The 23478-nt window shown below is 44.3% G+C and carries 20 protein-coding genes; 1 reads left to right on the top strand and 19 read right to left on the bottom strand.

Annotated elements, in window-relative coordinates:
- Positions 1-108: 108 nt before the first annotated feature.
- The 5 genes from AC3WJC_RS08230 to AC3WJC_RS08210 all read right to left on the bottom strand — a co-directional run bounded on the left by AC3WJC_RS08230 (position 109) and on the right by AC3WJC_RS08210 (position 7931).
- On the bottom strand, positions 109-1551 hold the full coding sequence (locus tag AC3WJC_RS08230) for a TolC family protein (protein ID WP_492398598.1): 1443 nt from the start codon (positions 1549-1551) through the stop codon (positions 109-111).
- Complete coding sequence (locus AC3WJC_RS08225) at positions 1544-4780, bottom strand: efflux RND transporter permease subunit (protein ID WP_492398597.1); 3237 nt, start codon at positions 4778-4780, stop codon at positions 1544-1546. Before AC3WJC_RS08225 ends, AC3WJC_RS08230 begins: the two co-directional genes overlap by 8 nt.
- Positions 4781-4804: 24 nt before the next feature.
- Entirely contained in the window at positions 4805-5884 is a 1080-nt protein-coding gene (locus AC3WJC_RS08220; RefSeq protein ID WP_492398596.1) for an efflux RND transporter periplasmic adaptor subunit, read from the bottom strand.
- A 169-nt stretch (positions 5885-6053) separates the two neighbouring features.
- Positions 6054-6470, bottom strand: a complete 417-nt coding sequence (locus tag AC3WJC_RS08215) for a hypothetical protein (protein ID WP_492398595.1) — start codon at positions 6468-6470, stop codon at positions 6054-6056.
- 264 nt (positions 6471-6734) lie between these two features.
- Positions 6735-7931, bottom strand: coding sequence for a threonine synthase (locus AC3WJC_RS08210; RefSeq protein ID WP_492398594.1), 1197 nt, complete (start codon positions 7929-7931; stop codon positions 6735-6737).
- Positions 7932-8153: 222 nt separating this feature from the next.
- On the opposite strand from AC3WJC_RS08210, the gene AC3WJC_RS08205 reads away from it, so the two are divergent.
- Positions 8154-9695 carry a SulP family inorganic anion transporter gene (locus tag AC3WJC_RS08205; protein WP_492398593.1) on the top strand — a complete coding sequence of 514 codons (1542 nt, stop codon included), beginning with the start codon at positions 8154-8156 and terminating at the stop codon, positions 9693-9695.
- A 116-nt stretch (positions 9696-9811) separates the two neighbouring features.
- Here the strand turns inward: AC3WJC_RS08205 and AC3WJC_RS08200 are convergent, their stop codons facing one another.
- From AC3WJC_RS08200 to AC3WJC_RS08135, 14 genes are all read right to left on the bottom strand, one after another.
- Entirely contained in the window at positions 9812-10048 is a 237-nt protein-coding gene (locus AC3WJC_RS08200) for a hypothetical protein (protein ID WP_492398592.1), read from the bottom strand.
- Positions 10049-10180: 132 nt separating this feature from the next.
- Complete coding sequence (locus AC3WJC_RS08195; RefSeq protein ID WP_492398591.1) at positions 10181-10609, bottom strand: response regulator; 429 nt, start codon at positions 10607-10609, stop codon at positions 10181-10183.
- Positions 10610-10640: 31 nt separating this feature from the next.
- Complete coding sequence (gene gmd, locus AC3WJC_RS08190) at positions 10641-11756, bottom strand: GDP-mannose 4,6-dehydratase (RefSeq protein WP_492398590.1); 1116 nt, start codon at positions 11754-11756, stop codon at positions 10641-10643.
- 126 nt (positions 11757-11882) lie between these two features.
- Entirely contained in the window at positions 11883-12113 is a 231-nt protein-coding gene (locus AC3WJC_RS08185; protein WP_492398589.1) for a hypothetical protein, read from the bottom strand.
- Positions 12114-12217: 104 nt separating this feature from the next.
- Entirely contained in the window at positions 12218-13555 is a 1338-nt protein-coding gene (locus AC3WJC_RS08180; protein WP_492398588.1) for a WcaI family glycosyltransferase, read from the bottom strand.
- Between the two features lie 59 nt (positions 13556-13614).
- Positions 13615-14502: a glycosyltransferase family 2 protein gene (locus AC3WJC_RS08175; protein ID WP_492398587.1), complete on the bottom strand. Its 888-nt coding sequence runs from the start codon at positions 14500-14502 to the stop codon at positions 13615-13617.
- A 3-nt stretch (positions 14503-14505) separates the two neighbouring features.
- Positions 14506-16218 carry a GMC oxidoreductase gene (locus AC3WJC_RS08170; protein WP_492398586.1) on the bottom strand — a complete coding sequence of 571 codons (1713 nt, stop codon included), beginning with the start codon at positions 16216-16218 and terminating at the stop codon, positions 14506-14508.
- Positions 16219-16226: 8 nt separating this feature from the next.
- Entirely contained in the window at positions 16227-16709 is a 483-nt protein-coding gene (locus AC3WJC_RS08165; RefSeq protein WP_492398585.1) for an LbetaH domain-containing protein, read from the bottom strand.
- Positions 16710-16782: 73 nt separating this feature from the next.
- On the bottom strand, positions 16783-18036 hold the full coding sequence (locus AC3WJC_RS08160) for a glycosyltransferase (protein WP_492398584.1): 1254 nt from the start codon (positions 18034-18036) through the stop codon (positions 16783-16785).
- Positions 18036-19154: a glycosyltransferase family 9 protein gene (locus AC3WJC_RS08155; protein WP_492398583.1), complete on the bottom strand. Its 1119-nt coding sequence runs from the start codon at positions 19152-19154 to the stop codon at positions 18036-18038. Before AC3WJC_RS08155 ends, AC3WJC_RS08160 begins: the two co-directional genes overlap by 1 nt.
- A complete protein-coding gene (locus tag AC3WJC_RS08150; RefSeq protein WP_492398582.1) occupies positions 19144-20154 on the bottom strand; it encodes a bifunctional heptose 7-phosphate kinase/heptose 1-phosphate adenyltransferase in 1011 nt (336 codons plus the stop codon). Before AC3WJC_RS08150 ends, AC3WJC_RS08155 begins: the two co-directional genes overlap by 11 nt.
- A 3-nt stretch (positions 20155-20157) precedes the next feature.
- A complete protein-coding gene (locus AC3WJC_RS08145) occupies positions 20158-20781 on the bottom strand; it encodes a D-sedoheptulose-7-phosphate isomerase (RefSeq protein WP_492398581.1) in 624 nt (207 codons plus the stop codon).
- Between the two features lie 24 nt (positions 20782-20805).
- Entirely contained in the window at positions 20806-22233 is a 1428-nt protein-coding gene (locus tag AC3WJC_RS08140) for a hypothetical protein (RefSeq protein ID WP_492398580.1), read from the bottom strand.
- A 3-nt stretch (positions 22234-22236) separates the two neighbouring features.
- The gene (locus tag AC3WJC_RS08135; RefSeq protein WP_492398579.1) at positions 22237-23478 is read right to left on the bottom strand and encodes a glycosyltransferase family 4 protein; all 1242 of its coding nucleotides are present in this window, start codon (positions 23476-23478) and stop codon (positions 22237-22239) included.

Below are 23478 nucleotides of genomic sequence, written 5' to 3'. Positions count from 1 at the left end.
CATTATACCTTGTTGATGCCACAAAAACATCGCAAAAACTATTTAATGCTAAAAACCAAAGGAGGCTTGCGGCCTCCTTTGGTAAACAAACTATATAACTAAACTGAACTATTCCCAACCGCCGCCTAAAGCCTGGTAAATATTTATCCGGGCATTTATTTGCTGCTTTTTGGTTTCTATCAATTCAAATCTGGCCTCTAACGCGTCGCGTTGGGTTAGCAGCACTTCCATGTAATCGGCACGGGTTGATTTAAACAAGTCGTTTGATATATTGACCGATTGCGCCAGCGCCTGCACCTGTTTTGATTTTAGGCTGTAGCTTTTCTCCAGGTTATCCATTTTTGATAACTGATTGGCAACCTCAATGTAAGCATTCAACACGGTGCGCTCATAATCATAAACCGCTTGTATTTGCTTGGCATTAGCGTTAACATATTCCGCTTTTATAGCATTCCTGTTAACTAATGGCGCCACTATATCGCCGCCAATTGAATACAATAACGATTCAGGCGTGTTTAGCAGGAACGATGGATTAAACGCCTGATAGCCTATTGAAGCCGAAATGCCCAATGACGGATAAAACCTTGCCTTTGCTGATTTTACATCGAGCTTTGCCGCGGCTATGTTTAATTCTGCCTGGCGGATATCGGGCCTGTTAACCAACAGTTGAGATGGCAAGCCTGACTGAACAGCCAGTGGCGGCAAAGTTTCAAAACCTTCGCTGCTGCGTGCTATAGGCTGCGGGTAGCGGCCCAGCAAAAAGTTAATGCGGTTTTGCGTTTCGACGATCTGCTGCTGAATATCATACTGTAAGCTCTGGGTGCTAAGCACCTGTGCCTCAAAACGGCGAACGGCCAGTTCAGTAACACGAGCGGCTTCCTTTTGCATACGCACTATTTTAAGCGCGTTTTGCTGTATAGCGATATTTTGCTTTACTATGCTTAACTGGTTATCAAGTGCCAGTAACTCGTAGTATGAATCAGCAATTTCGGTGATCAGGTGAGTCACCATAAAGTTACGGCCTTCAACCGATGCCAGGTAGCGTGATACCGCCGCTTTTTTGGCGTTACGCAGCTTGTGCCACACATCCAGCTCCCAGTTGGCATAGGCGGCAACCACATAATCCGGTAGTGGATCGGGCATTTCCTTTCCAGGTTTGATCTCGGTGGTTGCTTCGGATGCGCCGCGGCTGGTATAGCGTGCTACCTTATCTAACCCGGCACCGGCTTTAACACCCACAAACGGCAGGTATTCACCTTTACGGGCCTTGATCTCGTTACGGCTCATCTCAATTTCCTGAATGGTGATATTCAGCTCCTGGTTGTTTTTAAGCGCTGTATCAATCAGGTTTTTGAGGTATTGATCTTGAAAAAAGTTTCTCCATACCACCTTTGCCGTATTGGTGGTATCACTTAATGTATCCGTACCGAAAGCCGCAGGTACATTTTTATTGACTGCCCTCTCTGCTAACGGCGGTATGCGGCAGGCCGCGTAAATTAACGACAGCCCTGCAATACCTATATATCTGTATATTTTGCGTCTGCTACTCATGGTTATCATTATTTACTATTGCTGGTTGATCATTTTTTGATTTCAAGAACCATTTTTTCTTTTTGCGTTTGGAGTGTGTAAAGTCCTCGCTAAGCGGCACTTCATCCTCATCCCTTATCAGTTTACGGCCGGCGGCTATGCTGCCGAAAATATAGTATAGGCCCGGTACTATAATTACCCCGAACACGGTACCTAAAAGCATACCCCCTGCTGATGACGCGCCGATGGTACGGTTACCCAAGGCACCCGGCCCGGTAGCAAACAACAGCGGTATCAAACCGGCAATAAACGCGAAAGAGGTCATTAATATCGGGCGGAAACGCACTTTAGCACCCTCGATAGCGGCCTCCAATATGGTTGCGCCCTGCTCGTGCTTCTGAGCGGCAAACTCCACAATCAGTACCGCGTTTTTACCCAGCAAACCTACAAGCATTACCAAACCAACCTGGGCATATATATCATTAGAGAGCCCCATGATCTTGAGCAGCATGAATGCCCCAAATACACCTACCGGCAGTGATAATATTACCGACAGCGGTATAATAAAGCTCTCATACTGCGCGGCTAACACAAAGTACACGAATACCAGTACCACCAGGAAGATGTACAGCGCTTCATTACCGCGCCCAACCTCATCTTTTGACAAACCGATCCAGTCGATGCCATAACCGCGTGGTAAGGTTTGGGCTACTTCTTCAATAGCTTTAATGGCCTCACCACTGCTATAACCCGCCGCCGGCGCACCGTTAATGGCAGACGCAGTGTACATATTAAACCTCGTGATCTCATTCAGGCCCTGCTTTTTGACAATCTTCATAAAGGCTGAATATGGCACCATCTCGTCACGGTCATTTTTAACATATAACCTGAGCACATCGTCTGGCAACGCCCGGTATTCGGGCAAGGCTTGTACGTATACCTTAAAAAAGTTACCAAACCTCACAAAGCCCTGCTCATAGGTACTACCTATCAGGATGGAAAGGTTATTCATCGCTTTTTCAATACTCACGCCTTTTTGCATGGCGGCTTTGTTATCTATCTCCAGCTCATATTGCGGGTAGTTGGCCGCAAAGAAGGTGAACAAACCCGTAAGTTCCTTGCGTTTGCGCAGGGCAGCCATAAACTCGTCGTTCACTTTGCCGAACGCTTTATAATCTGAAGAGTTGGTTTGATCGAGCAAACGCAGCGAGAAACCACCCGCCGCACCATAGCCAGGCACTGCCGGCGGTTCAAAAAACTCAATGGTAGCACCCGGTATAACACGGGCTTTATCTTCCAGTTCTTCTACTATTTCTTTAGCCGTATGCTCCCTGTCCGACCAGTTTTTTAAGTTTATTAAACAGGTACCGGCGTTTGAGCCACGGCCCTCGGTAAGTACCTCATAACCGGCCAATGCAGAAACAGATTGTACCCCCTCAACATGCTCGGCTATTTTTTGTAGCTGTCGCGATACATCATTAGTACGTTCTAATGTCGATCCCGGAGGCGTTTGGATGATGGCATAAACCTGTCCCTGATCCTCATTCGGGATAAAGCCGGTTGGTAAACTGGTTGAGAGCAGCCAGGTACCCACACAAAACGCGATCAACATTCCAAAAGTTATCAGCCTGCGGCTAACTATGCGGCGTAGCAGATTGGTATAACTGCCAGTAACCCTTTCAAACCAGGCATTAAAAGCATCAATAACACGGTTTACCGGGGTACGTTTACGCGGCTGACCATGGGTGTTTCTTAATATCATGGCGCACAATACCGGGGTAAGCGTTAACGCTACTAAGCCCGATATAACGATTGATGTAGCCATGGTGATGGAGAACTGCCGGTAAAATATACCCACCGGCCCGGTCATAAAGGCAACCGGTACAAATACCGCCGTCATCAAAAAGGTAATGGCGATGATGGCCCCGCTGATCTCTTGCAATACCTGTTTGGTGGCTTTAAATGGTGACAGATGTTCCTCTGCCATTTTGGTGTGAACAGCCTCTACTACCACAATAGCGTTATCTACCACGATACCTATGGCCAATACCAGCGCGAATAGGGTGATCAGGTTAATGGTTAGCCCGAACAACTGCATAAAAAAGAATGCCCCGATAAGCGATACCGGAACCGCCAGCGTTGGTATAAGCGTTGACCGCCAATCGCCCAAAAACAAGAATACCACAATAGCCACCAGCACAAATGCCTCAACCAATGTGTGTATAACTTTTTCCATTGATGCATCAAGAAAGCTGGATACGTCATAACTGATCTGGTAATCCATGCCCGGCGCGAAAGATGATTTTTTGATCTCTTCCAGCTTTTCTTTTACTTCTTTAATTACATCGCTGGCATTACTGCCGTAGGTTTGTTTTAAGGTAATAGCCGCTGATGGATGGCCATCCATGTTTGAGTAAATATCATAAAACTCACTGCCCAGTTCAACATCGGCTATATCCTTCAGGTAGAGTAATTCGCCTTCCTTATTGGCACGTACAATTACATTTTTGTACTCTTCGGGCTTGTTGTAACGGCCTTTGTAGGTAAGCACATACTCTAATGACTGAGAGCGTTTACCCGTACTTTGCCCCAGCCTGCCCGGCGAGCCGATAACACTTTGCTGTGCCAGCGCTTCCATCACTTCATCGGTTGAAATGTTGTAGGCACGCATCCTGTCGGGCTTTAGCCATATACGCATGGCGTACTGGCGGCTACCTAATATCTTGGCGCTACCTACACCCTTTAAGCGGCTTAGCTCGGGTATAATGTTTACACCGGCAAAGTTGTATAAAAAGTTCTCGTTGGCTTTTGGGTCCTTACTGTAAAGGTTAACGTACATCAGCATGTTTGGCGAGGTGTAACTCACCACCAAACCTTCACGCTGTACCAGCTCCGGCAGCCTGTTGGTTACCTGCTCAATACGGTTTTTTACGTTAACTACCGCCTGGTTAGGGTCGGTACCTAAATCAAATACCACCTGGATGGTAGCCTCACCGGCGCTGGTCGCGTCGGAGGTCATGTACTTCATGCCGGGCGCGCCGTTAATGGCTTTTTCCATCGGGATGAGCACGGAGTTTACCAATACATCGGCACTCGCGCCCGGGTAGGCTACATTCACCACCACCATCGGCGGCGCGATGGATGGGAACTGCGACACGGGCAGCGTTTCGATAGCGATAGCCCCCATGAACATGATGACCAGTGACAGCACTATGGCAAGCACCGGCCTTTGAATAAATTTATTAAACATCTTTCTTAGTTTTTAATTGTTAAACTATTCTGACGGTAATCTTAACTGAGAAATGATCGATCTGAGGTTTTGATAGTTGTAAACTATTTTATCGTTGTTTTTTACCTTACGTAAACCTTCCAGCAGTATCTTATCATCTGCGGTAAGGCCTGCGGTAACTTCATACAGATCGTTCATCTCGGCACCGGTAGTAATTTCGCGTGCCTGTACACGGTTATCCTTGCCAACTATGTACACATACTTTTTCTCAAGCACCTCAAAGGTTGCCTTTTGCGGTATGATGAGCGCGCCTTTTAGCGGAACCTCAATTTGAACATTACCTGTTTCGCCGTGCCTTAACAAGCCCTGCGGGTTTGGAAAAGTAGCACGGAATGGAATATTACCGGTTTCGTTATCAAAATCAGCCTCAATGGTTTCAACCTTGCCTGGGTAGTTAAATACCTTATGGTTAGCCATCAGCAGGTTTACTTTGGATGCTTCTTTATTAGCTTGGGTTTGGTAATCCAGGTATTCAGCCTCAGGTACGTTGAAATATACCCACATCTTGCTATTATCAGCAAGGGTGGTAATCAAATCGCCCTCGTCAATAAGGCTACCCAGCCTAACCTGCAAGCGGTCAATTATGCCATCAAAGGGGGCACGTATCTCGGTAAATTGTAAGTGTGCCTTGCTTAAAGCAAGTTCGGCCTTTGCCTTTTTAAGTTTAGCTTTTGCCATGGCCAACTCGTTAGGAGCTACCACGTTGCTATCGGCGAGCTTTTTGGTGTTTTGATATTCTATCTCTGTGAAATTTACTTCGGCAGCGGCTTTGTCCTGCTCGGCACCATAAATTTTAGGCATTATTTTGAAAAGCAACTGGCCTTTTTTTACACGCTGGCCCTCGTCAACAAAGCTGCCTTCAAGGTAACCTTTTTCCTGCGCCCTAAGTTCAATATGGCGTATGGAGCGTATCTGGCCCACATAATCGTTAACTACGGTTGTATCCATTTTTAGCGGACTGGTAACCAATAGCTTTTCTTCTGTTTCTTGTTTTTCATTGTGAGATTTGCAGCTTGTATAGCACAACAAGGCACACAAACCCATAAGCATGAGTTTCATCTTCATGATAGTTTTGATATTACTGGGTGTGATTTATATGTTTAATTTTTGAGTAAATGATATGCAAGCAGAACATGCATCAACTGCCTGGAACCACACACGGAGCACCATAGCAGTAATTAGTAAAGAAGTTTATTGGAATGAAGATAGCAGAGGCTAACTGCCGTTGGAAAAATCACAGCCTGAATACCTTGAGGCTAAGGTATAGTTTGTTATCAGGAGAAAAGGAAAGGCACTTACCGGTATGTAAGCGCTTTGTTATGTATTGTAGGGATACAGCGTAATGGTAAGTTTGAAAAACGGCGGCCAAAAGATCCACCTGATCGGAAAGCTTTTCATGCCCAACCGATTCATCTATTTCTTCATCAGCCTCAACAATATAAACCTTGTGGCTGCCGGCCGGTTTGTGTTTGGTGGCAAACCGGGGTTGAATATGGGTGCCGGTATGATCTTTTTGTGTGGTTTGGCGTTGATGTACGGTGCCGGTAAGGTCAATATGCTTACTCCCGAACAGGGATGCAGCATGCGCAACATCGTGTCCGAAAGACACTAAGAATGTAAGCGACAGAAATAACCTAAATAACCACCTCATTTGCCGGGGCTAAAGTAAATAAAAAAGTGAATTACAAGTACAGGTTGCTATAAAAGTTAATGCTTAACTTTTTAATACTCTAACTATAACTCAATTATAATTATAATATTTTTAACAATCAGTAATTTTTATTAAAAAATTGATTGCAGAAATGAATAACAGGCAAATAATGAAAGTTATAAGTCACACTTAAACTATTCAATTTCAGATGCATATAGTGTATATCTTACAGTGTGAATTATAGTATCGGTTTAATTCAAAAATCTATGTGATATTTTCAAGATACTTGTAACCACTACCGGTATTTAGCAAAAGCACCCGCTCACCCGGTTTTACCCAGCCTGATGCACTTAGTTTTTTAAAAGCCACCCATAATGCTGCGCCTTCAGGTGCTATCAGCATACCTTCTTTGGCTGCTATGAGTTTAACGGCTGCGTTCATTTCCTCATCATTAACAGCAATAGCGTTGCCATGGCTTTGATACAATGCTTTTAATATTTCCTTATCGGCATAAGGCTTAGGTACACGTAAACCATTGGCTATGGTAAACCCGCTATCCTTAAATTCTGAAAACGATTGCCTGCCGTGAAACGCGGATACAATGCCATCACAACTTGTGGATTGTACGGCAACCATGCGCGGCCGCTCTTTGCCTATCCAGCCCATTTGCTCCATCTCGTTAAAAGCTTTCCATATACCTATAAGGCCGGTACCGCCGCCGGTAGGATAAAAAATTACATCAGGTAATTGCCAGTTGAGCTGCTCAGCAATTTCATAGCCCATTGTTTTTTTGCCGTCAAGCCGGTAAGGTTCTTTTAAGGTTGATACCTGAAACCAGCCGTTTTGCAGCGCGTGTTCGTTAGCCAATTTACCGCAATCGGCTATATTTCCGTCAACCTCAATTAGGTCGGCACCGTACAAACGGCATTCATCCTTAAATACTTTTGGGGTGAGTACCGGCATATATACTGATGCCTTTATCCCCGCCCTGGCACAGTAAGCAGCTAATGCGCCGCCCGCGTTACCCGCAGTTGGCGTAACAATATGTTTTATGCCCAGTTCCTTCGCCTTTGATACCGCCATACCTATGCCCCTTGCCTTAAATGATCCTGTTGGATTACCTGATTCATCTTTCCAGAATACTTCATTATCAGCCGCTTCATGTTTTAAATTGGCCAGCGGTAACAGCGGTGTAAAGCCTTCACCTAATGAAACAATGTTGACCGGGTCGATTATCGGCAGAAACTCATGGTAACGCCACATATTTGCCGGCCGACCAACTAAAAACTCGGTGGGTTTTAAATTACGAGGCAGTTCATATTCCGCAAAAAGGGTCGACTTGCAGGCATCGTTGCTGCATACGGTATTGATCTGCCCGGCATCATGTATTAAACCGCATTCGGGGCAGCGTAAATGTTTTAATAACGAGAATTTATGATTGTGATCAGTTGATAATAGCATGATAAATTTATTGCAGCATGAATTTAAGCCTAGCGGCCAAATTAGCTTATTTAGTAAAACTGATGTATTGAAAAATTATTATTTTTGCAGGGACAGATGAATACGGAATTTTTTATCAGCCTACTTACATTCTCTTGATCTGCCTTTCCACATTGATTTTGTTACACCGATTAATGGTTTAACGTAAAATCTCACCTTTAATATTTACTTACTCACTCACTAATGAGCAAATCTTCTATCCCGTTTTTCGACTTCTCTCAAAAAATAAACTATAAAAACGAAATCTTTGCCGGACTAACCGTCGCTATGACGATGATGCCCGAGTCGCTTTCGTTCGCTATACTTGCCGGGTTCCCCCCGTTAATGGGCTTGTACGCCGCATTTATTATGGGATTGGTTACCGCTATATTTGGCGGCAGGCCGGGTTTGGTATCAGGCGGGGCGGGTGCTACCGTGGTGGTGTTAATAGCATTGATGAAGAGCAACGGCTTGGAGTACGTTTTCGCAGCCGTAGCTTTAGCGGGTGTTTTTCAGATATTGGTTGGTGTTTTTAAACTGGGCAAATTTGTAAGGCTGGTACCTCAGCCGGTAATGTATGGCTTTGTTAATGGCCTGGCCATCATAATTTTTATGGCACAACTTAACCAGTTTAAAACCATGGTAAACGGCCATGAAACCTGGTTAAGCGGCACCCAACTGTATACAATGGCCGGCTTGGTTGCTTTAACCATAGCCATAGTTTTTATTTGGCCACGCATAACCAAAGCAGTGCCACCCTCGTTAGTAGCCATTATTATTGTTTTTGCTATAGTGTTAGGCTGTGGTATTGAAACCAAAACCGTACGAGATATTGCCGCGGTAAGCGGTGGCTTCCCCCCTTTCCATATCCCTAAATTTCCGCTGAATTTGGGTACACTGGAAATTATTTTCCCTTATGCGTTAATTATGGCAGGCGTTGGCTTAACTGAAGGATTGCTTACCCTTAACCTGGTTGATGAAATTACAGCTACACGCGGCAACGGCAACCGCGAATGTATTGCCCAGGGCAGCGCTAATATTTTAAACGGCTTTTTCTTTGGGATGGGCGGCTGCCCCATGATCGCGCAAACACTGGTAAACCTGTCTGCCGGTGCAAGGGCAAGGCTTTCAGGCATTATCGCCGCGCTTACTATATTGATGATCATTCTATTCGGCGCGCCGGTAATTGAGCGGCTGCCGATGGCCGCGCTCACAGGGGTAATGATCATGGTGGCCATTGGTACCTTTGAGTGGGTTAGCCTGCGCATAATTAACAAAATGCCCAAACAGGATATATTTGTTGGAATGCTGGTTGCCGTAATTACGGTTTGGTTGCATAACCTGGCATTGGCTGTGCTGATAGGTGTAATTATATCGGCATTGGTATTTGCCTGGGAAAGCGCCAAGCGCATACGCGCCCGTAAATACATTGACGAGAACGGAACCAAAAATTACGAAATATATGGCCCGCTGTTCTTTGGTTCGGTAATGGCATTTACTGAAAAGTTTGATGTAGATACCGATCCGGAGAAAGTTGTAATCAGTTTTAAAGAAAGCAGGGTTGCAGACATGTCGGGAATCGAAGCATTGAATAAACTTACCCAACGCTACCTCAAAGCGGGGAAAATACTCCACATAAAACATTTAAGCCAGGATTGCCAAAAACTATTAAAGAACGCCGAAAGTGTTATCCAGGTAAATATTTTGGAAGATCCGGCCTATCATGTAGCTACCGAAAAAGTCTGATTCGCAATAATTAATGACACAAAAAAAGGCATACCAAAACGGTATGCCCAAAATTAACTGACCATTAACGCAGGTGTATCGCACACCTGTTAGTGCAAGGCAAACGCTAAAAAGGCTTATTTAGCCAATTGAGTGGGATCGCCGATTAAAAAGATGGTACCCATTGAGAAGCTTAAACAGATAGTAACAATGATAGCGACATCGAATCCGTTCATTTCATTGTTCATAACGCGAAAGCTAAAACGGTTGATTGTTGTTGATAAATTTTTCATGTTGTATTGGAGTTTAATCAAGTTTAAGGTGATTGCAAAAAGCAATAATACCGGCCAGGGGAAACCGATGTTATCAGGCATACTTCAAAAAGCAAGCCATCAGTATAAACGGTAAATAGTTTAAATTTTTAGCAGCCCGGAAATTAGGTTAACAGGCTTTTGATCGCTCATGATGAGCGCTTTGCGAGGCGATAAAAGCCTCGTAATAATTCGCTATCCGTTCAATAATGCCATTTGATTAGGATAATGGCTATTAGCGTAAAATATGTTTTTGATAGCGATTTGAGTAACCGGTTTTATGATGTAATCCTTAACAAAAGCATACCCTTTTGAACGGTTTATATCCTCCGGATCAATCGAGGATGAAATAACGTACACCTCAATATGTTTCATAAACCTTTGGCTTAATTTTTTAAATCGCTCTAAAAAATCAAAGCCGCTTATGTCTGCCATGTGGATATCTAAAAATATCATATCAGGCAGGGCTTTGGTATTGTCGCTGTTTTGCTTTAAAAACTCAAGCGCCTTTACACCATTGTAACTGTGCATGGTATGCGATGACGCATCGGGCACATAAATATCCAGCATCTTATCATAAATAAGATGCTGGATAGGTTCGTCGTCAATAATAAGTAAGTTCATAACGTTATTATTTGATTTTTGAGGGGTTTGATTATTCGTACTGGTTCTTGATCTCATAACCAAGTTCTTTCAGTATGCGCTCTTTCTTGAACAGCGCCACGTCAGATTGTACCATGTCGCTTACCAGCATATCCAGGGTATATTTTATCTCCCAGCCTAATTTTTCTTTGGCTTTTGTCGGGTCGCCTATCAGTAGTTCTACTTCAGTTGGGCGGAAGTAAGCCGGATCAACAGCAACTACCTCTTTACCTACCTCAACCAGGTAATCAACGTTGCTGCAAGCTACTACGTAACCACGCTCGTTAACACCTTCACCTTTAAACTCAACCTCAATACCCAATTCAGAAAAGGCCATTTTAATAAAATCACGCACGGTAGTGGTTACACCAGTGGCAATAACATAATCTTCAGGCGTGTCCTGTTGTAAAATGCGCCACATAGCCTCCACATAATCCTTGGCGTGGCCCCAATCGCGGCGAGCATCAAGGTTACCCAGGTATAATTTGTTTTGCAGGCCTAAAGCTATTTTAGATACGCCACGGGTTATTTTACGCGTAACAAAAGTTTCGCCGCGCAGCGGGCTTTCATGGTTAAAAAGTATACCGTTACAAGCAAACATGCCATAAGCTTCGCGATAGTTAACGGTGATCCAGTAAGCATACATTTTTGCTACCGCATAAGGGGAGCGCGGGTAAAAAGGCGTAGTTTCTGATTGTGGTACAGCTTGTACCAAACCATATAATTCAGATGTTGATGCCTGGTATATCTTGGTCTTTTTATTAAGGCCGAGTATGCGGATAGCTTCCAGCAAACGCAGGGTGCCTATACCATCGGCATTGGCGGTGTATTCAGGCGTATCAAAGCTCACTTTAACATGGCTCATGGCACCCAGGTTATAAATCTCGTCAGGCTGTACCTGCTGAATAATACGTATGAGGTTGGTAGAATCGCTCAGGTCACCATAATGCATAATAAAATTTCTGTTTTCATCATGCGGATCCTGGTAAAGATGGTCAATACGCTCGGTATTGAACAATGAGCTACGTCTTTTTATACCATGAACCTCATAGTTTTTTGACAATAATAATTCAGCAAGGTATGCACCGTCCTGGCCGGTGATACCCGTGATAAGGGCCTTTTTTTTCATAATGTTTTAGTATTGTTAATGTATCAGAGCGCATGCATTAAAGCCGTACAGGCGTGCGGCAAGCAAATGCAAGTTTGGCATAGCCTAAGTAGCCATGCAGTATTTAAATAATTGAATGATTTTTTGTTAAGCCGCCTCGATATGCAGGGCTTTTTTAGGCCGTGTAAAAGATATTTCAGGCAAGCTGTACAAGTAGTTTGATGATTCGTACTCGTAAACTTTAACATCAGTGAGTACAACTTCCATGTTGTTATTTACTTCTGTTAATTTGCTAACTACACCATAAAAGGTCAGGTTCCGCTCTAAATCGGTTAAATAAACTTTAGTTAACTGAGCTTCGTCCATCGCCGTTAGCATAATATGGGGTATTGGTGTTACCCTGTTTTACGCATAAAGCTACAAAATGTTGGTATAGTTAGTTAAAAATTTGATCGCTGTATTTTACCGGTGCATAAGCTACGTTATATATGGTTTTCAAGCTCGTAATATTCAATGTGCTTGGTGGTAACTTGTGCCGGTTCAAAGCTTTCGTTACCTATTAACCCCATGATCTTGGTTAGGATATTATTTTTATCCAGATGGGTTTCAGCATAATTACGGCCGTTGATCTTTTCGGTAGTGGTATCAATTGTGCAGCATCTCAATATGGCCATCTCCAGCGATTGCAGATTTTCTGAAGGTATTACCACACCCATTTGGTTATCGTTAATTATTTCAAAAAGGTTGGTACCCGGCTCAGCAGTAATTAAGGCTAACCCACCTACCGCGAGTATGGTAGTTAGCTTTGATGGCATCACCAGGTCACTGGCATTCTTTTTTTGCAATACCAGGTGAACATCGGCCATGTTTAAAAAGTTATTAAACAAGTGCGGCTCCTGCAAAGGCAAAAAGTGCACGTTGTTCAGCTTTTGCTCTTTAGCACTGCGTATCAGTTTTTCCTTATACGGGCCGGTACCACATATCACAAATTTAATAAACGGTGAGGCTTCCAGATGCCTTGCAACACTCAATATACCGTCCAGTCCCTGCTTTTCGCCAATACTGCCTGAGTATAGTACGATCTTGTCATCTTCATGAAAACCCCATAGCTTTTTAAGTTCAGCGCTGTCATACAGCGGGCAGTAAGCTTCGGTATCTACCCAATTAGGGAAAAACAGCACTTCTTTGTCTGCTTTTTTAGATACCTTTTTCAGCATACCACTTGATATGGTGCTTACAAAATCAACACGTTGCAATATTTGCCTTTCCAAACCGAACAATACTTTAAAGGCCTTGTCTGATTTCAGCATTTGCAGTTCACGAGCTGCTTCAATCTGCAGATCCTGGATATGATACAATATTTTTCCGCCTTTAAAAAAACGGTATATCAATCCTAAAAAACCGATATGGAACGGCGGGGCAACGCAAAAGATATAATCCTTTTTAGGCTTAAATAACAGGTAAATTACCATTAGCAATGCCGAGCAAAAAAAGGTGAACTCATGGATCAGCCTTTTCATGCCGCTGGGTTGAGCCGGTACATACATCGGGCAGCGGTAAATGTTTATTTTACCATTTTTTAAGGTTTCCCTGGTATGAAACTTATTTTTATAAGGCTTTTGCACCTGCCAGTAAGGATAATACGGAAAACCCGTGACCATGCTGCAGTTAAAATTGTTTTCAACCAGCCAGTCAACCATCTCGCCCGTATACTTCCCTATTCCGGTAAGTTCAGGTGAAAAATTGATCCCAATCAGTAAAATGCTCTTCGACGGAGGTTCAATTTTACGCCGTTCGATCTCATGTAAGTTTTTTGCCATAGTATTGGTTTAATTAGCACACCCGGCAAGGTGTTAACAGTTAAATTAGAAGAGGATTTTTATTTAGATGCCTGCAACGTTAATGCTGCGGCCTGTTTATCAGTTGTTATCAGTGTATCGATAGATGGTACACTTGTTTTTTTGTACACATTGATCTCCCTCATTTTCATGATGATCATGTACTCGTAGTAGGATATATTGATACAATATGTTAAACCCTGTACACCCTCGGTAAAGCCAAGACTAAAAATATAAGTTTGTATAAACCTTAGGAGCGGCCAGCCCGGTACCCTGCTTAACCACGATTTTAAGGCCGGGTTACGTGTACTGCCATGTTTGCTGAATATATTTTTAAACGGCGGACGGTGGTTTAAACGAGCTACAGCCTCAAGCGTTGAGTAGCGATTATGGCGTTCTATCCAATGCGACCAGCCTTTTGAAAAGCCGTAATGCAGGTAGGGTTCTTTTAAGTATTCAGCTTTGCCTAATACGTGATCTTCTTTTTGCCCGTGCCCAAAATCGGTATAGGTTACTCTGCCCTTGCGCAACAGGCGTAACTGCCATTTCGGAAAATTGTCGCACCTTTTTAGCCAGCGGCCCTCAAGCATCATTTTCCAGCAGCAATAATATCCTGCCACACCATCCTGGGCAATACTTGTCGCTTTTAATACCGCATCCTTAAATTCAGGTGTTGCTACCTCATCAGCATCTAAAAACAGTATCCAATTATATTTAAGGCTGATGTTTTGTAAGGCGAAGTTGCGTTGCTTGCCAAAACTTTCAAAGGCGTTGGTAGTAACCGTTGCCCCGTGTTGACGGGCAACTTCAACCGTACGGTCGGTACTAAACGAATCAAGCACATGTACATCATCCGTCCATTGCAATGAGCGCAGGCACACCGGAAGATCGGCTTCTTCGTTTTTAGTAAGTATTATTACTGAGATCATTATTTAATTGATGTTAACAGGCTTAACTGCCTGTAACTGTTTCTTGAATGCTATTTTATTCGGCTTTTTGGTATGGCTCAGATGCCTTGAAAGCCTTACAGCACATGCGCCCAACATAAATGTTGGATTTGCCTGCCCTGATGTTGGAAATACCGAACTGCTGCATACATATACATTACGGGTACCCCAAACTTTTAAATCACGGTCAACCACGCCATCCTCTGGTGCATCTGCCATACGGGTTGTGCCGCATTGGTGCAATCCATCTTTCGACATGTTTTTTATAGCCTCAGGTAACTCCTCTTTGGTAAACCAGTATTTAAGCTCACCGCAGCCCGTGGCACGCAGCCATTTATCAAGTACATCATGCAGCTTAATAACTGATGATATGTCCGCATCAGTAAGCGAATAGTTGATGATCAGGCGCTCGCCATCTGCTCCGAGTTTCATGCTGTTGCCTTCAAAAGGTATTTGTTCGGCATGAAAATGCAGCGCGTATGTATTTTTAGGGCTGTATAAAAACACACCCGGTAACTTGCGTTTACTGATGTACCTTTTATAAAATATAGTAGCCGGTTTAGTGAACGACTTTGGTAAACCACGCGCTATATTGCTTAAATGCGCAGGTATGTTATTAACCCGGCCTTTGGTAATGGAATGCGCTATAGCAGGCGGTGCCAGTTTTTTACCTAAAACGGGCGTTATCATGGCTAAATACATAAATGACATAGCCCCGCTGCGATGTTTAGGATCAAAGTACAAAGGGTTATCTAACCAAAGCGCTGTGTTAAGTAAGTTGTTATTTTTTAAAAATTCATTGCTGAACTGAAAGCGCCTGCGGGTATATACCCCATCGGCATCTTTGATAAAGCCATAATCAGTTTTTTTAGGATCGCCATTAAACTGAACGGATGCTATTTTGCCTGATAAGTGCCCCTGGTAATATTTGCCCAAGGCATCAGGCACGCCGCCTATTTTGGTAAACAACTGCTTGTTACGCAATAGTATGCGGGTACTCTCCTGTGCCCCGGCTGCAAGTACAAACTTGTCTGCCGTTACTATTACCTGTTTTTGTGTGGCAACGTGGCGAAGTGTTAAAAATGATACATGATTTTTAGCGTTTGGCTTTTCAAAATCACGAGCTTCATAACCTTCAATCAGTGTAATATTTTTTTGTGCCGCTATATCGGCAGCGTACCTTTCGCCAAAGCGGGTAGGCATGCTGTAACGCTCCAACCGGCTATCAGTAACTATGCCTTGTTTAAAGCCTTCGGCTATAGGTTTTATTGAACCGTTGGTTATGGCTGAAAGATCAAAATCTGGCTCGCCGCATTCAAAGTATTCAGCAGCCGAGTGGGTATGCTCCTTTACATCTGCTAATACCGCTTTATCCCAGGTGCAATTGCCGTTCAGTACAGGCCTGTCTTCAAAATCAACGTCATCATACATTACACATCGGCCGCCCCAGGTTGCAGAGGTACCGCCTAAACCTTTATTGGTACACTCGTTAGGCTGATGGTGGTTAATGTTATTAGTTATCTCTATGGTGTTATCAAGTTGATTATCTTTCGGTTGTGATGAGCTTCCATATTCAACCAGCAACACCCTTTTATGCGGATTAAGCCGGGCATAATCCAGCGCCAGGATTATACCGGCGGGACCACTGCCTACAACACAGAGGTCATAAGCAGATGCTTCGTTATCAGTTAAAGGCATGGTTCAGGTTATTTATTATTTAGAAAATCGTTACGCTTTTTAAGTGGTTTAGCCGGATGCCCACCATACACCGTCCATGCCTCCAGGTTTGAGGATGTTACAGATGAGGCTCCCAAAACACTGCCTTGTTTACAATGAACACCCGGCAAAACAACTGCCTTTGAGCAAATCCATACATAAGGCTCAAGCACAATCTTTTTCATGATATAGGTAAAATCAGCCGTATTATAATCATGTGTGGCGCCGCATAAAAATGAGTATTGCGACAAGATAACATGGTGCGATAAATACACACCACCCGGATTATAGATCTCCACACCCGGCCCTATGGTAACTATCTCTTCCGTTTCAAGCAGCCATGGAGCCCATATTTTGCAATCAGGATAAATAATATTCTTATCCCCGATCTTTCCACCAAACATGCGAACCACAAATACACGCCAGCGGTGCAACGGATTAGGTGTCCACCGGCAAAGAATAAGCCAGGTCATGTTCCAGCAAAAGCGCCGTAATTTATTGGTAAAAGAAAATACCGGTCGTAAATAACCATCAGAACTATTAGCACTATGATATGAAAGCATACTGATCTATCAGTTTATGTTTTTGAGTTTTTGTTGAATTTGTATTGAGCAATACCTGAGTGAATGCATTGATGTTGGCTTGTACCGAGAAGTGTTCCTGGTAACATTCCAGCGCTTTTGCACTCATATTTTGCTTTTGGTTAACAGGTAGTTTGAACCACCTGTTAAGTGTGTTGAAAGTGCCTTCGGCTGTGTCGTCAGCAACCAATGCGGCACCGGCATTGTCAATTTCGCGCCAGATGTTTACCTGGTTTGATATCAGTACGGGTTTGCCGCAGGCCAAAGACTCAACAACGGCAATACCAAAATTTTCCTGATGGCTTGGCAGTATAAACGCCTCACATCCATAAAATGCTCCCCACTTGGCATCACCTGCAAGCATACCCGGGAAATACACCAAGCCTTTTAATACATCCGCCTGGTCAGCCATTTGCTGCAATTGCATACCGTAAGCAGTTTCGGCACCCGGCCCGGCAATTACTAAGTGTGGCAATGGTGTTATGTTGCCGGTACTTGCTACACGCTCCGCTAAACTTTTGTAAGCCTGAATTAACAGCTCGACACCTTTTTTTTCGTGAAGGCGGCTTAAAAAAAGCCAATATGGTTGTTGTTGTACGTCAGGTAGTTTTTCGGCAAATGCCACTGTCATTGCCTGTGTGTAAGCCGGAGGTGATTGCACCCCCAGCCCTACAACAGTTTCCCTTTTTGGTTTATATGGATTGAAAGGCTCTCGTGCAAGCAGCAATTCGGTTTCGCAGGTAAACAATAATTCATCTGCATTATTAATAACATTTTTTTCTATCAGCGCCCAGTAGGCTATGTTACGCAGCGCCTTTAAACGGCGGCCTTTTGCCCGTTGAAAATAAGGATCGAGCATACCATGCGGCATAACCATGAAACGAGGCAGCACTCCTTCGGCGTTTCGAGCTAACTGTTTAAGCGCTTTGTTAACAGCATAACCATGATACAACCACAAGCCATGTACAATAACAACATCAAACCGGGTTAAATTTTGCAATAACCATGGCAGCAGGTGTTTGCTGTGATACCACGGCCCTTTTTTAGGCCCCAGGGCATGCTGTGTAACCGCACTGCTGGTATGAAATATTTGGTCGTCAACACTTGCAATTTCGTTGTGGAAACCCGCTTCCGTTAATCCTTCAGCCAGTAAGCGTACCGCTTCGCACACTCCCCCGGTTTCGGGGTTCATGCTACTGATAACGTGAAGAACCTTCATTATTGAAATTGGGTTATAAGTGGTAATGACTGATCCTCGTGATTATTTGTAGCGACAATATCAAACAAGGCTTGCTTTACTTCCTGCACATTGATTGAGAGGATGCATTTTTTACGTTCCTCAACACACACTTCCAAACCGCAACCGGCACATTCAGGCAAGCGGTAAATTATACGGTTGTTACTGCCCCGCGGAAACCATTGCCCCGGCATGTTACGTGCCGAATAGATACCTATAGCGGGCGTGCCTACGCAGGCTGCCAGGTGCATTGGGCCGCTATCGTGCCCGATGAACACGGTAGCTTTTTTTAGAAGTGCCGCTGATACCCTTGGTGATGTTTGGCCGCAAAAATTAACGCCCTCTTTACCCCATACCTCAATGCACTGATCACCTGTTTGTTTTTCATCTGCCGCGCCGATCACCATCAGCATCCAGCCATTTAATCTGGCTGAAAGCTGCTGTAATAAAAGCTGCCAGTTATCCATACCCCAATCGTTAGCCGGGTTTTTAGTACCCAGCGAAATGGCCAGTATAGGTGCTGCTCCCGGTGTTAATGCTTCACTAAAGCAATTCGCTGTATTTATCTCTTTATTAGTTAGTTTAAGATCCCAGTATCGGTCATCATTAAGCGGTAATGAACCAAGTGAACTTATGCGGCGTGCCAGGCGTTTCGCCTCCCATTCGTTTATTCCGGTAGCCGGATCTTCGCATACCTCAAAATCTTCTTTTTGAGCATCGAAACCTATCAATTTTTTAACACCGGCGGCTTTAAAAAACAGGTAGTCGCGCAGTAATGACATCCTTGAGCGTGCAGGGTTGATGTTGACTACGGTATCAATTTTCAACAACCGTATCTGCATAATCAAATCCAACAATATGCGTGGATTTCGCGTGGCAACCGGGTAGTTAATAATACGGTTGTAAAAGTAATCACTGCCTAAAACAGCTTCAGCGGCGGCTGCTTTGGCCATTACCGGCTTATTAGTAAGCAGGGTTATATCAGCATCGGCAAAGCTTTCTTTTATTTTATGAAAGCAGGGTAACGCCATAATGGTATCGCCCAGGCTGCCCAGCCTGTAAATAAGTACATTTTTACCCGATGCCATGTTATTGTACATTGTGATAAGCCATATCTGCCTTTAACAGCCAGTCTTCCAACTCGTGTGCTAAAACCGGTGCGGTACCTAAATGGGCTACTACACAACCGGCCGCCGCATTAGCTAAACGTGCCGCTTCGGCAGAGCTGGCACCGCAGGCCAGGGCTGCTGTAAGTGTGGCTATTACCGTATCTCCCGCTCCTGATACATCGAATATCTGCCTGGCTACGGTTGGTAAATGTTCAACTACTTCGCCCTGCTGGCTGATAGCCATACCGTCGGCACCAAGGGTAACTATCAATGTTTCGGGATGATACATTTGGTGTATACGGCGACAAACTTCTTCGAGCGGGTATTTCTCACCCAATACAGGAGCAGGCAGTTCCGCGAGTTCCAGCGCTTCGTTACGGTTAGGTGTTAACAAACCTACGCCGCTAAATGATAGCCTGCGTGCCGGTTTAGGGTCTACCGCTACCAGCAAGCCAGGTATGTTTTTAGCGATCTTTAATACCGAGTCTAACAATGACTGGGTAATTACACCCTTTGCATAGTCGGACACAATAACGGCATGAACATCACTCATGGCTTTTTCAAGCACCTTTTCAAAATCAGGAGATGAATCAATAGCGTAAAACTCGCGCTGGCCTTCCCTGTCAATACGGCAAAGCTGCTGCGATTGTATAACCACACGGGTTTTTACAATGGTTGGCGATTGAAATAATACTTCGGGACACAAGTATTGCACTTGCTTCTCGGATAATATGTTTTGCAGGCGCTCACCGGCTTCATCCTTTATGCAATGCCCCATAATGCTGGTTTTTACACCAAGATTGGTCAGGTTTAGAGCCACATTAGCCGCACCGCCAGCGGTATAGCTATCATTAGCCACATGCACAACCGGTACCGGTGCTTCCGGTGATATGCGTGTTACGTTGCCCCACACATAATGGTCGAGCATCATATCACCGATCACCATAACTTTTACAGATCCCAGTTTTTTAAGCAAAAAGGTCAGGTTCATAAATTATTGTTTTAAACCGCTCCAGTCGGTAGTATCTAAATCCTCTAACCATTGGTGCAGTATAACGGTATGTACTTCCTGTACACGGGCTGTAATATTGCTTGGTACAATCAGTTCAATATCACAGGTATCTTTAATAGCACCGCCATCTTTACCCCCTAAAAATATAGTGGTTATGCCCAGGCGGGTAGCGTATTCAAATGCTTTTTTGATGTTCGGGCTGTTACCGCTGGTGCTAAAACCTACCAATACATCGCCTGGTTTACCGAGGCCTTCTAACTGGCGGGAATAGATCTGATCGAAACCATAATCATTACCTATACAGGTTATAGCGGTAACATCCGAATTAAGGCATATAGCGGGTAAACTGCGGCGTTCCGCTTTGTAGCGTCCAACCAATTCTTCCGAAAGGTGCAACGCGTCTGCCGCGCTGCCGCCGTTGCCACAGGTTATTAGTTTACCGCCATTCATTATTGAATGTTTTATTGCGGCAGATGCAGCCTCTATGCTTTCTTCAAGCTGAACGCTTGCGGATAAAACCTTTATTAGTTCATCAACCGATTGCTGGTACGATACCGCACCTGCTTCGGCAGCATAAACGCTTTGATTGTATAATGATTGGATCATGATGTTTTATTGAAATGTGAAGGGCTATTTGTTGCGTACCGGTGCTTTAAGCATTTTAGGGTCGGTATCGTCAAGTGTTTTTACGAGCCATAATTTGCGGTTTGGCTTACGCAGCGCCGCTACAATTAAACCACCGAGTATAATATCAAAACCTAACGAAGTTGGTTGCGCCCATTGGCCCTGCATAATAGCCAGTATACCTATACTGCAAATCATCCAAGGTAAAAAGTCGTTATCAGAGACGCGTTTAAAACTATCCCAGCCTATATCAATTACAAATATTACCCGGATGATAATAACAGCGAACCCCATGATAATACCCATTTCACCGATCAACCGCCCCCATTCACCTTCGGATATCAGGTATACGGTATGATCGCCCGCTATCAGCATACTGCCGACACTGGTGCCCATGCCGATGCCATACCCAAAAAACGGTTTCTCGGCCGACTCGATAATGGCGCCAATCATACCGCCCAGAAAGCGATCTACAAAAACACCGCTCACACCGCCCTCAGTTTCGTTAGCATTGGTAAACCTGTCGGTAAAAGCCGCTAAAGGCGTAGCCACAAATTTGGTTTGACTTAATAAGGCTATAGCGATAACCAACACCACGGCAGCCATAATGATCTTACCGATGTATTTTGGATTGCGTGACATGGCTATGATTGTAAATAGTATACAAGCCAGCACCAGCGACAGTAAGCTACGGCTGATTGACAAAGGAATAGCCATTAACAAACCCAGTGTTGCGCCTATAAGTACAAGGCGGTTAATGCTTTTTGGCGTTAGCCAGAAATAAAATATATAGGCCGATGCAAAACCGAAAAACAAGGCCGTTCCGTTAGTGAACGAGAAGGTTGCCGGTGGCCTGAAGAAGCCCATAGCTCCATCAAAACCGCCGCCTTTGGCATCCCCACCTATACCACGGTTTACCCACGCTGATTGCGGACTGTAAAATTGCATGGCTATCAGTATGGCCATGGGTATGGTAAGCCAGACCGTAAACTTACCTATCTTAATCACATCATCACGGTCAAACACCCGCCCAATCACAAATATCAGCGGGAAGTGAAACATAAGTATCCGGGCACCGTATATGGCTACGGCTATGTTTCCGTGCCCGAATGCCAGGGCGGTAATCACACCCAGAGCACCTACGATCATGATAACGGTTACATACAAGTTCGCCGGTAATAAATTACGTTTCCAGGCCATCAGTACCAGCCAAAGCGCTATCGGATCGCGCACTACAAGTAACGGTGTAGCTAAACCCGGCAGCACCCATTTACGCAACGCTCCTTCAAATATCAGTAGCAGAAAGTAAGCCCATATACCCCGTTTAAGCATAAGGTTGGCATCTTTCTCTTTTACCGGCTGCAACAGGTGCGTTTTGGTAAGATCAAGGCTATTGTACACACCCGCTAAAACTGAATTGTTAAATTGATTCATAGCTTAATGTGTATTGTTGGTTAGCGCGTGTATAATATTGTCGCCATAGTTTTCCCAGGTGTAGCCTGCTGCTTTGGATTGTGCGGCTTTACCCATTTCTGCCAATTTTTCCCGGTTTTCAGCAAACCAGCTTATCTTTTCGGCAATGGCTTGTGGTGAACGGATATCTACCAAAAAGCCTGTTTTGCCTTCATCTACCAAATCAGCACCGCCTGTATTAGCGGTTATAATAATAGGTAAGCCCTGGCTCATAGCCTCCTGCATTACTAAAGCCCGGCCCTCTACTATTGATGGCAAGCAAAATACATCGCATGAACGCATTAGTTCTAAAACCTGGTCATGTGAACGGCCGGGCTCATAAGTAAATTCAGCAAGCTGTTCCTTATAAAAATCCATAGGCGCGAGTAATGATCCCATTACTACCAGTTCAACATTTTTATTATTGAGTAACTTGATAGCCTTAAATAAGTCGCCAAGACCTTTACGCTGCCCCATTGATCCGGCAAACAATACACGTAGCGGCGCATTGGTGCTTTTTAAGGTATTTTCAATATTTTTAACCTCCGGCGAACCAAAAGGCGATACGATGATCTGTTTATTTTCAGCCCATTGAGGCAACGAATTCATTACAAATGAACCCGGGCCTACCACAACGTCCGCTAATTCTAACTCACGAGTTTTGCGTTCAAGTTTAGCTTCCGAATCATTAATGCCTCCGCCTAATGTAACTGCCCATTCGGGCATGCGCATAGCTTCTTCACTTAACAATTTTTGCGCTGTTTCCCAATAAGCTATCGGCAGATCATATATACATTTTAAGCCTAAGCGTTTAGCTTCTTTAAAGGTTGCCAAAGCGCCATCTTCATAGGCATAAACCGCGGTAACGTCCTTGCCTTTGGTAAACCATTGCAAGCGTTTAGCAGTAGCTTTATCCAGATCGTGATATATAGCATCAATGCTTGCCCATCCCTTTTCGTGCTCGGTACAACCTGCCATTCCCAACTTTGGCAAAGCCATGCGGGCCAGTTCAAGCATAGGGCGGGTGTACAAACTACCTACGGGTACCTCATACGACCTGCGCATCAGTCCTGCACGAACTTTTGCCGGCAGCAATTTTAACCAGGCCGAATTTTGATGTGTAGCCAGCGTAGTATTAAACGCGGCCAGCATATCTGTTTTGGCAAGGCTGGCTATAACTGCACGCACATTGCGGTTACCTGTTGGATGGGATATAACTATCTTCAT

The sequence above is a fragment of the Mucilaginibacter sp. FW306-07-L genome (assembly GCF_058782065.1).
Note: the sequence above shows the minus strand (reverse complement) of the source record. Positions and strands in the feature narration are given on the sequence as shown.

Excerpts from the sequence above, each read along its gene's own strand:
- AC3WJC_RS08230 (WP_492398598.1), bottom strand. The coding sequence starts at position 1,551 with ATGAGTAGCAGACGCAAAATATACAGATATATAGGTATTGCAGGGCTG.
- AC3WJC_RS08225 (WP_492398597.1), bottom strand. The coding sequence starts at position 4,780 with ATGTTTAATAAATTTATTCAAAGGCCGGTGCTTGCCATAGTGCTGTCA.
- AC3WJC_RS08220 (WP_492398596.1), bottom strand. The coding sequence starts at position 5,884 with ATGAAGATGAAACTCATGCTTATGGGTTTGTGTGCCTTGTTGTGCTAT.
- AC3WJC_RS08215 (WP_492398595.1), bottom strand. The coding sequence starts at position 6,470 with ATGAGGTGGTTATTTAGGTTATTTCTGTCGCTTACATTCTTAGTGTCT.
- AC3WJC_RS08210 (WP_492398594.1), bottom strand. The coding sequence starts at position 7,931 with ATGCTATTATCAACTGATCACAATCATAAATTCTCGTTATTAAAACAT.
- AC3WJC_RS08205 (WP_492398593.1), top strand. The coding sequence starts at position 8,154 with ATGAGCAAATCTTCTATCCCGTTTTTCGACTTCTCTCAAAAAATAAAC.
- AC3WJC_RS08200 (WP_492398592.1), bottom strand. The coding sequence starts at position 10,048 with ATGCCTGATAACATCGGTTTCCCCTGGCCGGTATTATTGCTTTTTGCA.
- AC3WJC_RS08195 (WP_492398591.1), bottom strand. The coding sequence starts at position 10,609 with ATGAACTTACTTATTATTGACGACGAACCTATCCAGCATCTTATTTAT.
- gmd (WP_492398590.1), bottom strand. The coding sequence starts at position 11,756 with ATGAAAAAAAAGGCCCTTATCACGGGTATCACCGGCCAGGACGGTGCA.
- AC3WJC_RS08185 (WP_492398589.1), bottom strand. The coding sequence starts at position 12,113 with ATGCTAACGGCGATGGACGAAGCTCAGTTAACTAAAGTTTATTTAACC.
- AC3WJC_RS08180 (WP_492398588.1), bottom strand. The coding sequence starts at position 13,555 with ATGGCAAAAAACTTACATGAGATCGAACGGCGTAAAATTGAACCTCCG.
- AC3WJC_RS08175 (WP_492398587.1), bottom strand. The coding sequence starts at position 14,502 with ATGATCTCAGTAATAATACTTACTAAAAACGAAGAAGCCGATCTTCCG.
- AC3WJC_RS08170 (WP_492398586.1), bottom strand. The coding sequence starts at position 16,218 with ATGCCTTTAACTGATAACGAAGCATCTGCTTATGACCTCTGTGTTGTA.
- AC3WJC_RS08165 (WP_492398585.1), bottom strand. The coding sequence starts at position 16,709 with ATGACCTGGCTTATTCTTTGCCGGTGGACACCTAATCCGTTGCACCGC.
- AC3WJC_RS08160 (WP_492398584.1), bottom strand. The coding sequence starts at position 18,036 with ATGAAGGTTCTTCACGTTATCAGTAGCATGAACCCCGAAACCGGGGGA.
- AC3WJC_RS08155 (WP_492398583.1), bottom strand. The coding sequence starts at position 19,154 with ATGTACAATAACATGGCATCGGGTAAAAATGTACTTATTTACAGGCTG.
- AC3WJC_RS08150 (WP_492398582.1), bottom strand. The coding sequence starts at position 20,154 with ATGAACCTGACCTTTTTGCTTAAAAAACTGGGATCTGTAAAAGTTATG.
- AC3WJC_RS08145 (WP_492398581.1), bottom strand. The coding sequence starts at position 20,781 with ATGATCCAATCATTATACAATCAAAGCGTTTATGCTGCCGAAGCAGGT.
- AC3WJC_RS08140 (WP_492398580.1), bottom strand. The coding sequence starts at position 22,233 with ATGAATCAATTTAACAATTCAGTTTTAGCGGGTGTGTACAATAGCCTT.
- AC3WJC_RS08135 (WP_492398579.1), bottom strand. The coding sequence starts at position 23,478 with ATGAAGATAGTTATATCCCATCCAACAGGTAACCGCAATGTGCGTGCA.